The organism is Actinomadura monticuli (assembly GCF_041463655.1).
GTDB lineage: Bacteria > Actinomycetota > Actinomycetes > Streptosporangiales > Streptosporangiaceae > Spirillospora > Spirillospora monticuli.
Map to the genome: position 1 here is coordinate 317,190 of NZ_JAXCEI010000001.1, position 13,108 is coordinate 330,297.

Annotated in this window: 11 protein-coding genes, 1 tRNA gene and 1 pseudogene; 7 read left to right on the forward strand and 6 right to left on the reverse strand. The window is 71.2% G+C overall.

Going from position 1 to position 13,108, the window contains the following annotated elements:
• Positions 1–23 precede the first annotated feature (23 nt).
• The gene (locus tag SM611_RS01505; protein WP_371946937.1) at positions 24–1,469 is read left to right on the forward strand and encodes a DHA2 family efflux MFS transporter permease subunit; all 1,446 of its coding nucleotides are present in this window, start codon (positions 24–26) and stop codon (positions 1,467–1,469) included.
• Between the two features lie 38 nt (positions 1,470–1,507).
• Here the strand turns inward: SM611_RS01505 and SM611_RS01510 are convergent, their stop codons facing one another.
• Complete coding sequence (locus SM611_RS01510; RefSeq protein ID WP_371946938.1) at positions 1,508–2,746, reverse strand: cytochrome P450; 1,239 nt, start codon at positions 2,744–2,746, stop codon at positions 1,508–1,510.
• A 177-nt stretch (positions 2,747–2,923) separates the two neighbouring features.
• The gene (locus tag SM611_RS01515; protein WP_371946939.1) at positions 2,924–3,466 is read right to left on the reverse strand and encodes a hypothetical protein; all 543 of its coding nucleotides are present in this window, start codon (positions 3,464–3,466) and stop codon (positions 2,924–2,926) included.
• A 190-nt stretch (positions 3,467–3,656) separates the two neighbouring features.
• Here SM611_RS01515 and SM611_RS01520 point away from each other — a divergent pair, with 190 nt between their 5' ends.
• Both SM611_RS01520 and SM611_RS01525 read left to right on the forward strand, forming a co-directional pair.
• On the forward strand, positions 3,657–4,544 hold the full coding sequence (locus tag SM611_RS01520) for a helix-turn-helix domain-containing protein (RefSeq protein ID WP_371946940.1): 888 nt from the start codon (positions 3,657–3,659) through the stop codon (positions 4,542–4,544).
• A 61-nt stretch (positions 4,545–4,605) separates the two neighbouring features.
• A tRNA-Thr gene (locus tag SM611_RS01525) sits at positions 4,606–4,678 on the forward strand.
• A gap of 384 nt (positions 4,679–5,062) precedes the next feature.
• Here SM611_RS01525 and SM611_RS01530 read toward each other — a convergent pair.
• Both SM611_RS01530 and SM611_RS01535 read right to left on the reverse strand, forming a co-directional pair.
• Positions 5,063–6,913, reverse strand: a complete 1,851-nt coding sequence (locus SM611_RS01530; RefSeq protein WP_371946941.1) for a DUF8189 domain-containing protein — start codon at positions 6,911–6,913, stop codon at positions 5,063–5,065.
• Between the two features lie 142 nt (positions 6,914–7,055).
• Positions 7,056–8,096, reverse strand: a complete 1,041-nt coding sequence (locus tag SM611_RS01535; protein ID WP_371946942.1) for a dipeptidase — start codon at positions 8,094–8,096, stop codon at positions 7,056–7,058.
• A 94-nt stretch (positions 8,097–8,190) separates the two neighbouring features.
• Here SM611_RS01535 and SM611_RS01540 point away from each other — a divergent pair, with 94 nt between their 5' ends.
• The 4 genes from SM611_RS01540 to SM611_RS01555 all read left to right on the forward strand — a co-directional run bounded on the left by SM611_RS01540 (position 8,191) and on the right by SM611_RS01555 (position 11,170).
• Positions 8,191–8,856, forward strand: coding sequence for a metallophosphatase domain-containing protein (locus SM611_RS01540; RefSeq protein WP_371946943.1), 666 nt, complete (start codon positions 8,191–8,193; stop codon positions 8,854–8,856).
• 129 nt (positions 8,857–8,985) lie between these two features.
• A complete protein-coding gene (locus SM611_RS01545; protein ID WP_371946944.1) occupies positions 8,986–9,555 on the forward strand; it encodes a dihydrofolate reductase family protein in 570 nt (189 codons plus the stop codon).
• Positions 9,552–9,899: a YciI family protein gene (locus tag SM611_RS01550; RefSeq protein WP_371946945.1), complete on the forward strand. Its 348-nt coding sequence runs from the start codon at positions 9,552–9,554 to the stop codon at positions 9,897–9,899. Before SM611_RS01545 ends, SM611_RS01550 begins: the two co-directional genes overlap by 4 nt.
• Complete coding sequence (locus tag SM611_RS01555; RefSeq protein ID WP_371946946.1) at positions 9,896–11,170, forward strand: RNA polymerase sigma factor; 1,275 nt, start codon at positions 9,896–9,898, stop codon at positions 11,168–11,170. The genes SM611_RS01550 and SM611_RS01555 overlap by 4 nt, the downstream gene beginning before the upstream one ends.
• A 37-nt stretch (positions 11,171–11,207) precedes the next feature.
• Here the strand turns inward: SM611_RS01555 and SM611_RS01560 are convergent.
• Positions 11,208–11,999, reverse strand: a pseudogene (locus tag SM611_RS01560) (EamA family transporter); the annotation flags it as partial.
• Positions 12,000–12,107: 108 nt separating this feature from the next.
• On the reverse strand, positions 12,108–13,019 hold the full coding sequence (gene rlmB, locus SM611_RS01565; RefSeq protein ID WP_371946947.1) for a 23S rRNA (guanosine(2251)-2'-O)-methyltransferase RlmB: 912 nt from the start codon (positions 13,017–13,019) through the stop codon (positions 12,108–12,110).
• Between the last annotated feature and the right edge of the window lie 89 nt (positions 13,020–13,108).

The window sequence follows — 13,108 nt, forward strand, 5'->3', positions numbered from 1 at the left end:
GCAAGGAATGCGAGGAAACCGCCATGACCACGCTCACCGCACCGGCCCCCGCGCAGGGGCTCGACCGCAGGCTCGTCACGCTCGGCGTCGTGGTGGTGCTCGGCGCCATCATGTCGATCATCGACGCGACCGCCGTCAACGTCGCCACCCGCACCCTCGCCGCGGACTTCGGCGCCTCGATCACGTCCGTCCAGTGGGTGCTGACCGGCTACATGCTGGGGCTCGCCGCCGTCATCCCCGTCACCGGCTGGGCCACCGAGCGGTTCGGGGCCCGCCGCGTCTGGATCACCGCGCTGCTGCTGTTCCTGGCCGGTTCCGCGCTCGCCGGCCTCGCCTGGTCCATGCCGTCCCTGATCGCCTTCCGGGTCGTGCAGGGGATCGGCGGCGGGATGATCATCCCGGTCGCGCAGACGATCCTCGCGCAGGCCGCCGGACCGTCCCGGATGGGACGCGTCATGGGCTTCATCGGGATGCCCATGCTGCTCGGCTCCGTCGCCGGACCGATCGTCGGCGGGCTGATCATCTCCACGGCCGGCTGGCGCTGGATCTTCCTCGCCAACCTGCCACTGGGCGTCATCGCCGTCGTCGCCGCGCTGCGCCTGCTGCCCCGCTCGGCCACCCGCCCCGCGTCACTGGACGTCCGGGGCCTGCTCCTCCTCTGCGGCGGAGTGACCCTGTTCGTCTACGCCACCACGGAGGCGGGACGTCCCGGAGGGCTCGACGACCCGCGCACCTGGACGATCGCCGGTGCCGCCGCGCTGCTGATCGCGCTGTACGTCCTGCACGCGCGGCGCGGCCCCGCGCTGATCGACATCGCCCTCTTCCGGAACCGCGGCTTCGCCGCCGCGGCCGTGACCAACGTCGTCGTCGCCGTCGCCCTGTTCGGCGTCCTCGTCCTGCTGCCGCTGTACTGGCAGGTCGTGCGCGGCCACGGCGCCCTCGCCACCGGCCTTCTCCTGACACCGCAGGCCCTGGGCGCCGCCGTCGCCATGCCGCTGGCCGGACGCCTCACCGACCGCCTCGGCGCCGGTGTCGTCGTCCCCACCGGCATCGTCCTCGGCCTCATCGGAACCGCCGCCTACACCCAGCTCAGCGCGGACACACCGGCCGTCCTGCTGGCCGTCGCCCTCTTCGTGCTCGGCCTCGGCCTGGGCGCGACGATCATGCCGTCGATGGCGGCCGCCTACCAGGCCCTGCCCCGCGAGGTCATCCCCCGCGCGACCAGCGCCATCAACACCCTCCAGCGGATGGGCGCGTCGGTCGGCACCACCGCGCTGGCCGTGATCCTGCAGCGCGAGATCACCGCCCGGACGCCCGGCCTGGCCGCCCTGGGCCCGCTCCCGGACGCGACCCGCACGGCCGTGGCGCCCGAACTGGCGACCGCCTTCGGCCACGCCTTCTGGATCGCGCTGGCCATAGCGGTCATCGCCCTGCTCCCGGCACTCCTGCTGCCCCGCGCCAAGGCGTGACCGCCACCGCGGCCCGGGCCCCGCGCGGGCTCGGGCCGCTACCTGCGGGAAACGCGCATGGGCACCGCCCCGGCAGGACGGTACGTGATCTCCGCCCGGCTCGGCACGGTCACCCCCGGCACCAGGTCCAGCCGATGAGTGCGGCTGATGGCCGCCAGCACGAGCGTCGTCTCCAGCATCGCGAACCCGGCGCCGACACAAATACGCCTCCCGCCCCCGAACGGCAGATACGCATACCGATGACGCTGCTGCTCCCCCATGAACCGCTCCGGCTGGAAACCCTCCGGATTGGGCCAGACATCCGCGTTCCGATGAATCAGATAAGGCGGGACGGCGATGGTCGCCCCCGCCGGAACCGGCACTCCCGCCACGTCATCGTCGCCGACGGCGTCGCGCTCGATCGTCCACGCGGGCGGATAAAGGCGCATCGCCTCCGACAGGACGGCCTTCGTCCACGGCAGCCGATCGACGTCCTCGGCCTTCGGCTTCCTGCCGCCGAGGACGCCGTCCACCTCGTCCTCCAGCCGCTCCCTTGCCGCCGGATACCGGGAGAGCAGCATCAGCGTCCACGCAAGCGAAGCCGCGGTCGTCTCGTGCCCGGCGAGCAGCAGCGTCAGGACCTCGTCCCGAAGCTCCTCCGCGTCGAGCTCTCCGCGCTCCTTGAGCAGATTCAGCAGCTCCCCGCCGTCCGCGCCCTCGACGACCCGCTGCACCATCGCGTCGAGATGCGCGAGCGCACCCCCGAGCCCCGGAACCCGCCGGTAGACCCCCCGTTTCGCCAGCACACCCGGCAGGAACGTCCCGATCACCGCACCCCGCTGGAGGGCCTCCAGCGCCCGCCCGGTCCGCCGCGCCTCCCCCGCGAGCCCACTCCCGAAAAGCGCCCGCCCGACGATGTCGAGCGTGAGCTTCCGCAACTCACCCGCCGCGTCGAGCGTCACCCCGTCCGGCCACCGTTCGACCCCCTCGACGGCCGCCTCCACCATCTGCGGCGCGAACCCGACGACGTGCCGCTGCGAGAACACCGGCTGCACCAGCCTCCGACGCCGCCGCCACGTGTCCCCCTCACTGGTCAGCAGCCCGTCCCCGAGAACCGCCCGCAACGGCCGATACGTGAACGCCTTGACGTAGTTGTCCTGGTTGGCCACCAGCACCCGCTCGGCATGCTCGGGCCGCGACAACAGAAAGAACGCCCGCTCCCGCCCGAACGGCACCCGCACCGCGTCCCCGTACCGCCGGGCGAGCCCGGAGTACGTCCCCATCGGATCCCGAGCCATCCGCCCCCACCACCGGACCGCCTCAACATTCCCCGGCCCGGCAACCCCCGAAGCACCCATGCCCTCACCGTAAATCCGGGAGTCACCTGCGGCCACCCGCGCCCGAATGTCGTCCGCATGCAGCCGCGGGCGCCCCGAGCCGGCGGGCTCGGGGCGACGGGCCGTGCGGGTTGACGGCTACGGCTTCTTGGTCTCCCAGTACTTCCAGCCCTCCTTGCTGGTCGGAATGTTGGCGAAGAAGGCGTCCAGGAACTGGTCCTTGCAGTTCCCGCGGGTGCGGTACTTCTCGAGCAGCACCCTGTAGCCGATCACGCGGTAGCGGATGTGCCCGTACCGCTTCTTGCTGATCGTGTGCTCGTACCAGTGCCCCACCGTCACGGTGTTGGTCCTGGTCGCGGACTTGGACACATTGGCCTTGACCGTGGCCCACACCGCCCCGATGGATGCCTCCGCGCCGGCCTCCAGCGTCGCGGACTTGGCCCACGAGCGGTCGACCTTTCCGGTGACCTTGCCGCCCTTGCCGTCCACGAAGTGCGTGCCAGGCACCCAGTAGTTGACCTGCTTCTTCGACTTGACCTTGTAGTAGACGTCGGGCGGGCAGCCCTTCGCCGCCTTGACCGGCGCGGCGGGCGACGCGGCATCGGCCACGGCCGGCGCGGCGCTCGTGACGAGCGCCGCCGCGGTGACCAGGCCGAGCCCGATCGCGTGGAACCGGGTCATCTGCACTCCTCTTGGTGTGTCCGACGCGGGAAAGCCGATGCGCTTTCCCGCCGCTTGCCGCAATGACGGGAATCCCCCTGTGCCGCCATCGCGGCCGGCGTCACGCATTCAAGTCGCCCTGATCATGAAGTTGCACCCATTCGAGCGTTCGGGATGGACCCGAACGCCGCCGCCCTGCCACACTCTGCGCGTGCACAAAGACGACGCCGAACCGGCCCTCACCTCGGTGACCACCGAGGAGCAGTTCGTCGTGGCGCTGCGCAGGCTCCGGGAACGCAGCGGCCTGACTTACAAGGAGATCGAACGGCGCACCACAGCCGAAGGCGGGCTCCCGCTGCCCGCGTCCACCCTCGCCACGGCCCTGCACCGCAACACCGTCCCCCGCCGCGAGATAGTGGCGACCCTCGTTCAGGTATGCGGTGCCGACGCGACCCCGTGGCTGGCGACCAGGGAACGCCTCCTCCACCCCATGCCGCCCGCCCCGCCCGCCCCGCCCGCCCCACCCGAAGACCCCCCGGCACCGCCGGACGACGCCGCCCCAGCGCGCCCCCGCCACCCTCGAACCAGAATCATCGCCGCGGCCCTGGCGGTGTGCGCGATCGCCATCGGCGTCGCCCTCACCCGTTCGTCCCACAGCTCGGACGACGCCTCCTCGCCCGCCCTCCCCGCATCGGGTTCGCCCCTCCAACTCGGGGGCCTCTGCCTCTCCGAGCGGCAGAACGACAAGACCGGGCTCATCTTCCTCGCGGACTGCGATCAGAGCTTCCCACCGCGCCACCTCACGCGGCACGGGACGTTCTGGCGCGTCACCACCCAGCACCCGGAGTTCGGCCCCGGCTGCATGGGAGTCGTCGACGCCTCGTTCAAGCCGGGCACGCCCCTGTCCGACGACACCTGCGACCGCACCCAACCCGACCGCTTCACCCTCCGGACCGTCCCCGGCGGGATCCAGCTACGCCCCCAAGACCGCGATCTCTGCGTCGGCGTGCGAGGAAGGCCCGCCCTCCGCGCCCCCGTGCTCCAACTCCCCTGCGACGACCGTGCCCCCGGCCAGCTCTTCACCATCCCCGCCCGCTAGATCGCCCCACCCCACCCCCGAGCGAGCGCCCGCCGAGTCGACTACGATGCGGGACGAGCCCGCCGGCGTAGCTCAATTGGCAGAGCATCTGTCTTGTAAACAGAAGGTTAGGGGTTCAAGTCCCCTCGCCGGCTCCCACGTCAAAGGCCCCCTCCAACGCCGGAGAGGGCCTCTTTGCTAACAGGTACGGCAGCGAAGTACAGCTACGTGGACGCCTCGCCGCTGTCGTCACCCGGACCCCACGTGTCTGCCGAGCCGCTTGAGCGCCGCACTGGTCTGCTCGCTCGAAACCTCGGTGTCGATCTCCCATGGTCGGGCTGATCTTGCTGTGCTGAAGAATCTGCCTTCTGCCGTGTCTCGCGGAGCTGGAGCGCCGCTGTGCAGAGGGAGGGCAGCGGTATGACGTTCGTGGAGCCGTCGGTCTTGGTCCGCTCCTTGTGGATCAGGCGGGAGCCGACGCGCTGTAGCTGCCGGCCGGGTGGACGACTTGCTTGTTAGCGCGCCTGCGCGCCACAAGCTCAATTTTCGTTCGGAGAGGGAGGGTGTTCGCCGAGGTCTTCCCAGTTGGACCAGTCACCGTCGCGGGCGACCTGCCAGAGATGCCACAGGTGATTGTCCGCGCCACGCACGAAGACTTCGATACGCCCATCCGCGGAATTGTGCGCGGCAGGATCACCAGCAACCATCAGCGGAGCACCGTCCGGAAGCGGACGATGCCTACTCAGATCCTCCCAATTAGACCAGTCACCGTCACGAGCGACCTGCCACACATGCCACAGATGACCGTCCGCACCACGAACGAACACCTCGATACGCCCATCCGCGGAATTATGCGCGGCAGGATCACCCGCGACCACCAGCGGAGCACCGCCCGGAAGCAGGCGATGCCCACTCAGATCCTCCCAATTAGACCAGTCACCATCACGAGCGACCTGCCACACATGCCACAGATGGCCGTCCGCACCACGAACGAACACTTCGATACGCCCATCCGCGGAATTATGCGCGGCAGGATCACCTGCAACAGTGAGCGGGCCGTCAACTGGAGCCGAGCGATATCCGCTCATGTCGTTCCAGTTGGACCAGTCGCCGTCCCGCACGAGCTGCCACAGGTGCCAAAGGCGATCGTCCGCGCCGCGCACGAAGAGCTCGATACGCCCATCCGCGGAATTGTGCGCGGCGGGATCACCGGCGACCGTCAGCGGGGCGCCGTTCGGAAGCGGACGGTGGCAGCTGAGATCCTGCCAGTTGGACCAGTTGCCGTCCCGGGCGACCTGCCACGCATGCCACAGATGACCGTCCGCACCGCGCACGAACACCTCGATACGCCCGTCGGCGGAATTATGTGCGGCTGGATCACCCGCAACCACCAGAGGGACGTCATCCGGAAGGGAGCGATACCCGCTCATATCGTCCCAGTTGGAAAAACCACCGTCCCGCACTACCTGCCACAGGTGCCAAAGATGATCGTCCGCGCCGCGCACGAAGAGCTCGATCCGGCCGTCCGCGGAATTATGCGCGGCCGATTCACCCGGCCCCAGAAGCAGGCCGGTCGGCATGAACAAGGTCGCTTTGGAGGAACCCGCGAAATGGTCGAGAATTTCGCTGACACCGGGCCGTGAATTCGGGTCTTTGGCCAGGCAGTCGCTGACCAGACCGGCGAGGTGGGGAGGCAGCCGGGTCAGGTCGGGGGCTTCGTGGACGATCCGGTGGATGATCGTCCCGGCCGGCCCGGTGCCGAAGGGGCCGTGTTCGGTTGCGGCGAATGCGAGTACCGCTCCCAGTGCGAACACGTCGCTGGGCGGCCCGACCTCTCGTCCGACCGCCTGTTCGGGAGACATGTACCCGGGAGTTCCGAGCGCGGTGGTGGAGGTGTGGGCGTCGTCCAGCGCACGCGAGATGCCGAAGTCGATGACGCGGGGACCGTCGGCCGCGAGGATGATGTTGCCGGGCTTGAGGTCACGGTGGACGAGTCCTTCGCGGTGGATCGCGGCGAGTCCCTCCGCGAGTCCCGCTCCCAGAGCGCTGAGCGCATCGTCGGGCAGCGGCCCATGTCCGCGGACGGCTTGTTCGAGCGACGGGCCCGGGATGAACGCCGTGGCCAACCACGGAGGGTGCGCATCGGTGTCGGCGTCGACCACCTGGGCGGTGTAGAAGCCGCCGACTCGCCGGGCCGCCTCCACCTCCCTGGTGAAGCGGCGCCGGAACCCGGGGTCGTCGGCCAGTTCGTGGCGCGCCACCTTGACCGCGACCGGCCGCCCGCCTGGGGATCGGCCGAGGAACACGAGCCCCATCCCGCCTCCGCCGAGCCTCCCCTCCAGCCGGTATGGGCCCAGCATGCCCGGATCGCCCGGCCGCAGCGGCTCCATCGAGCGACACCTCCCCGCGAAGTACTCATCTCAGAAGGACGAGAGAGATCATCTCAAACGCCTCGTCGTCGGTAGAGGCATTTCGCTGCGCCTCGGGGAGGGCGATAACGGCAGCCGCCGTCGCGCCGGTCGGCTCGGCATGTCAGGCCGGGCGGCCCAGCTCCTTCTGGAAGAGGCGGTGGACGTTCCCGCCCACGATTTGCAGGACGTCCGGCTCCGGGTGGCCGCGGCGGAGCAGGGCCTCGGTGACCAGAGGGAGGCCGCGTGGGCCCTCAAGGCCGGGGACGGTGGCGTTGACGTCGAAACCGGCCAGGGCGCTCATGTCCTCGCAGCAGGGCGGGGTGAGTTCGAGGGTGACCTCGCGGATGAAGTCGGGGCCGAGGCCGACATGGTCGATTCCCGCGACGGAGGCCACGTGCTCGATGTGGTCGACGAGGCGGTCGAGTGTGTATTCGGCGGGGTCGGCGCTGAGGAAGCCCGCGACGAAGTTGACGCACACCACTCCGCCGGTCGCGGCGACGCCGCGCAGCTGGTCGTCGGTGAGGTTGCGGTGGTGGTCGCGCAGGGCCCGGGCCGAGGAGTGGGTCGCCATGACGGGACGGGTGGCGAGTTCCAGGACGTGCTCGACGCCGGTGGCCCCCAGGTGGGAGACGTCGAAGATCACTCCCAGCCGCTCCAGCTCGGCCACCGCTTCGACCCCGGCGGCCGTCAGGCGGCTGCCGGTGGCGTCCTCGCCGCTGCCGTCGGCCAGCGGAGTCCGCCCCCAGTGCGCGATCGAGGCCACCCGGACGCCCAGGCGGTGCAGGGTGGAGAACAGTTCCACGTCCGCGTCCACGCCGGGGGCGCTCTCCAGGGCCAGCACCAGGGCGATCTTCCCGTCCGCGAGGGCCTGGTCGATCTCCTCCCCGTCCCGGCACAGGCTCACCTCGTCGGCGTTGCCCTCGGCGAGCACGTGGGCGGCCTCGACCATCCGGAGGGTTTCGCGCAGCGCCCCCTCCGGCCGGAACCCGTCGTCGATGAAGACGGGCAGAACCTGAAGGTCCACGCCTCCGTCGCGGAGCTGGGGCAGCCAGCGCTCCCGAAAGAACCGGGCCCACGACGCGGGTGGCCGTGCCGCCACCGCCATCAGCAGGTCGTTGTGGGTGTCCGCGACTACGGCCCGGCGATGGAGCTCAATGGACATCTCGGTTCCCTTCCGCACCAATAGGCGCAGCCTAGGGTCATCACGGGCGTGCCGGCGATCGTTTTGGCGGGGTGGGGGTCAGTACGGTTGGGTTATGCGGATTGTTGCGGTCGCCGATACGCACACCTTTCATCGCGACCTCGCCGTCCCTGACGGGGATGTCTTCGTGCACGCCGGTGACCTCTGCCGCCGCGGCAAGGACCTCGGAGAACTCGTGGACGCCGCGGACTGGATCCGTGACCTTCCGCATCGGACGAAGGTGGTCGTCGCGGGCAACCACGACTGGATGTTCCTGGACGAGCCCGAACGTGCACGCGCCGTCCTGGCCGAGCGCAGCATCCGCTATCTGGAGGACAGCGGGACGGAGATCCACGGCGTCACGTTCTGGGGCAGTCCCTGGCAGCCGGAGTTCAACGAGTGGGCGTTCAACCTTCCCCGCGGGCTGCCCCTCGCCGAGAAATGGGCCCTGATTCCGGACGGGGTCGACGTCCTGGTGACGCACGGGCCTCCGCTCGGGATCGGTGACGCGCACGCCCACCCCGGGCGCCACGGTTGCGAGGATCTGCTGGCACGGGTGCGCCAGGTCCGTCCCAAGCTGCACGTGTTCGGTCACATTCACCAGGACGGGGGCCTCTGGCGCCACGGGGAGACGACGTTCGCCAACGTCACCACGTGGGAGTGCGAGCGCGGGCCCACCGTCGTCCGGCTGGAGCCCTCGGGCGCCGTGGGCGAGATCGTGCCCCCGGCACGAGCCTCCTGAGTCGGGCGGTCGGCGCCTGCCATTGGCGGCGCGGGCGGGCATCGCCCCAGATTCTTCTGGCGCCGAGTGTCGATTCTCCCGGCGGACGTTCGTGTGGAGGGTGAGAGGACGTCCGAGAGGGAGAGTGTCATGGGGAAGATCACGCTGGTCGAGCATCTGTCGCTGGACGGGGTCATGCAGGCGCCCGCGGCGGCGGACGAGGACACGCGGGACGGGTTCGCTCGTGGCGGCTGGGCCGTCCCGGGGAATGACGAGGTCATGGGGGGTGTGCTCGGCACGAGGATGGGCGGGGACGGGGCCCTGCTGTTCGGACGGCGGACGTACGAGCAGTTCCACGGCTACTGGCCGCGGCAGACGGACGGGAACCCGTTCACCGAGGTGCTGAACAAGACCACGAAGTACGTGGTCTCGCGGACGTTGCGGGAGCCGCTGCCCTGGACGAACTCGGTGCTGGTCGGCGACGTGGGCGACGTCGCGGGCATCGAGGAGGGGCTGACCGTGCTGGGGAGCGGGGTGCTCGCGCGGGAGCTCATGCGGCGGGGGCTCGTCGACGAGTGGCTGCTGATGGTCCATCCGGTGGTGCTGGGCGCGGGACGGCGGCTGCTCGACGGGGTGGCGGCCGATCTGCGGGTCGCGGAGTCGGTGACGACGCCCGCCGGGGTAGTGATCGTGAGGTATGAGAAGAGGGAGGAAGCATGAAGCTCTACGCGCTCAACATGATCCAGCCGGTGGGGGATCCGCCGCCGCCCGAGGTGCTGGACAAGATCATGGCGGAGATCGCGGAGATCCGGCACGATCTGGACCGGCAGGAGTCGTGGGTGTTCGGGCGGGGCTTCCACGGTCCCGAGGCGAGCACCGTGGTCCGGTGCCGGGGGGACGAGGTCGTCGCGACGGACGGGCCCTGGACGGAGGGCAAGGAGCACATCGGCGGGATCACCATCATCCAGGTGGAGGATCTGGACGCGGCGCTGAAGGTCGCGGCGCGGTTCTGCAAGGCCACGGGGCTGCCGATGGAGGTGCGGCCGTTTCAGGGCGAGGTGTGATCGACGAGGTGTTCCGGGCGGAGCACGGGCGGGCGGTGGCCGTGCTGGTCCGGGTCTTCGGCGATGTCGACGTCGCCGAGGACGCGGTGCAGGACGCGTTCGCTGAGGCGGTCCGCAGGTGGCCGTCGGACGGGACTCCGCCCAGCCCGGCCGGGTGGATCATCACGACGGCGCGGAACAAGGCGATCGACCGGCTGCGCCGGGAGGCGGCGCGGGACGGCAAGCAGGCGCAGGCGCAGGCGATGATGCTGAACGAGGGCGGTCCGGTCGAGACGGGCGCCGTGCCCGACGACCGGCTCAGGCTGATCTTCACGTGCTGCCATCCGGCGCTGGGGCCGGACGCGCGGGTCGCGTTGACGCTGCGGCTGCTCGGCGGCCTGTCGACGGCGGAGATCGCGCGCGCGTTCCTCGTGCCGGAGGCGACGATGGCGCAGCGGCTCGTCCGGGCGAAGGCGAAGATCAGGGACGCGCGGATCCCGTACCGGGTGCCGGACGAGGCGGAGCTGCCGGGACGGCTCGCCGGGGTGCTGGCCGTCGTGTATCTCGTGTTCAACCAGGGGTACGGCGGGCGCGAGGAGCTGGGCGCGGAGGCGATCAGGCTGGGCCGGGTCCTCGCCGAGTTGCTGCCGGACGAGCCGGAGGTGCTGGGGCTGCTGGCGCTGATGCTCCTCGTGGAGTCGCGCAGGCCCGCTCGGCTCAGGGGCGGCGAGATCGTGCTGCTTCGTGATCAGGATCGCGGGTTGTGGGATCACCGGCTCGTGGCCGAGGGGCAGGCGCTCGTCCGGCGGTGCCTGGAGATCGACCGGCCGGGGCCGTACCAGATCCAGGCGGCCGTCAACGCGGTGCACAGTGACGCGGCGACGGCCGCGGACACGCGCTGGGACCAGATCGTGCGGCTGTACGACCAGTTGATGGCCGTGGCGCCCACGCCGGTGGCGGCGCTCAACCGGGCCGTGGCGGTGGCCGAGGTCGAGGGCCCCGGAGCCGGTCTGGCGCTGGTGGCGGAACTCGACCTCGGCCGGTACTACCTGTTCCATGCGATCCGCGCCGACCTGCTGAGGCGGCTGGGACGGGACGCGGAGGCCGCCGAAGCGTACGACGCGGCCATCGAGCGGACGGAGAACGACGCCGAGCGCGCCTTCCTCAGGGAGCGGCGACTCGGCCTGCGGGTGTGCGGGGGGTCAGACCCGCCGCGGGATCGGCGCGACGGGGCGTCGCGGGCCTCCGTCCGAACGACTGCCCGGCCACCAGGGCGCCCAGGGCGATCGTGAATCCGGCGATCTGCCAGAGCGTGAGCGTCTGGCCGAGGATCAGCAGGCCCGCCATCGTCGCGACCAGCGGGTTGGTCAGGCCGAGCAGGGAGATGGACGTCGGGGCGAGCCGGTCGATGCCGCGGAACCACAGCGCGTACGCGATCGCGGTGCCGACGATGCCGAGGTAGGCGAAGCCCAGCGCGTTCTCGCCCGTGACGGACGAGGGGACGCCCTCGGCGGCGAGCGTGACGGGCAGCAGGGCGAGGCCGCCGACCGTGAGCTGCCAGCCGGTCATGACCAGCGGCGACTCGGGGCGCCCCCACTTCTTGGCGAGGACGATCGCGGCGGCCATGAGGGACGTCGCGGTGAGCATGGCGGCGATGCCGAGGGGGTCGAGGCGGGCGTCGGCGGTCAGGGTCAGCAGCGCGACGCCGCCGGTGCCGGCGATCGCCGAGTACAGGACGGCGCGGGCGGGGCGGACCCGCAGGACGCCGAGCGACAGCAGCGCCACGACCAGCGGCTGGACGGACCCGATCGTGGCCGCGACGCCGCCCGGCAGCCGGTAGGCGGCGAAGAAGATCAGCGGGAAGAACGCGCCGAAGTTCAGCATGCCGAGCACGATCGTCTTCCACCACCAGTCGCCGTGCGGGAGGCGCCGGTTGGCGGCGAGCAGGACGAGGCCGGCGGGCAGGGCGCGCAGGGTGGCGGCCAGCAGCGGACGGTCGGCGGGCAGCAGCGTGGTCGTGACCACGTAGGTGGTGCCCCAGCTCGCGGGTGCGAGGGCGGCCAGGGCCAGGTCGGACGCGTGGTGGCCGCGCTGCGACCCGGATGCCGCGATGGTGGTCACGGACAGTCACCTCACAGGGGGATCTCAACGGAGTACCCGGCGACGCAGGTACATGAACGTCAAGTATCTGAACGTTGAGATTATTCCCGTTGAGGCGACTCGCCGGGATCAGGCGCGGCGGCGGCTGATCTCGTAGAGGGCGATGCCCGCGGCGACCCCGGCGTTGAGCGACTCGGCCCGGCCCGGCATCGGAATCGTCGCCAGCATGTCGCAGGTGTCGGCGACCAGGCGGCCGAGCCCCTTGCCCTCCGAGCCCACGACCAGCACGAACGGGCCGGACGCGAGCTCCAGGTCGGCGACGGTCACGCCGCCGGCCGCGTCCAGGCCGGCGACGAAGCAGCCCGCCTTCTGGTACGCCTTCAACTGCCGCGCCAGGTTCGTGGCCTGCGCGACGGGGCACGTCGCGAGGGTGCCGGCGGACGACTTCCACGCGCCCGCGGTGACCCCGGCGGCGCGCCGCTCGGGCACGACCACGCCGGCCGCGCCGAACGCGGCGGCCGAGCGGACGATCGCGCCGAGGTTGCGCGGGTCGGTGATCCCGTCGACGGCGACGATCAGCGGGGACGTCCCGGCGAGCAGGTCGTCGGGGTGCGCGTACCGGTACGGCTTGACCTGGAGCGCGATGCCCTGGTGGACGGCGCCGTCGGTCAGCCGGTCCAGCTCGTTCTTGCCGGTCTCCAGCAGCGGGACGCGGCGGTCGGCGGCCAGCTGGATCGACTCGCGGACCCGCTCGTCGGTGCTGGACATCACGTAGAGCGCCGTGCCGGGGACCCCCGCCCGCAGCGCCTCCACCACCGGGTTGCGTCCCGTGACCAGCTCGGGGACCTCGCCGTTCGCGCGCCGCGCACCGGCGGGACGCCCGCCCGCGGCCGGGGCGGCCGCCTTCGGGCGCCCGCCCGGGCCGAGCGTCTGCGTGCCGGTGCGCTTGGCGCTCTTCACCGCGCGCGCCTTCTGGCGCTTGCCGTGCCAGTGCCGGTCCTCGGCCTTGGGGGTCGGTCCCTTGCCCTTGCGCTTGGCCATTCTCGGTTACGCCCCTCGCGACGATTGCGTGCTCGCTCGCCCTCGCGGCTGCCGGGCGGCTCAAGATCTCAGCGGGACGGCACAGTGGC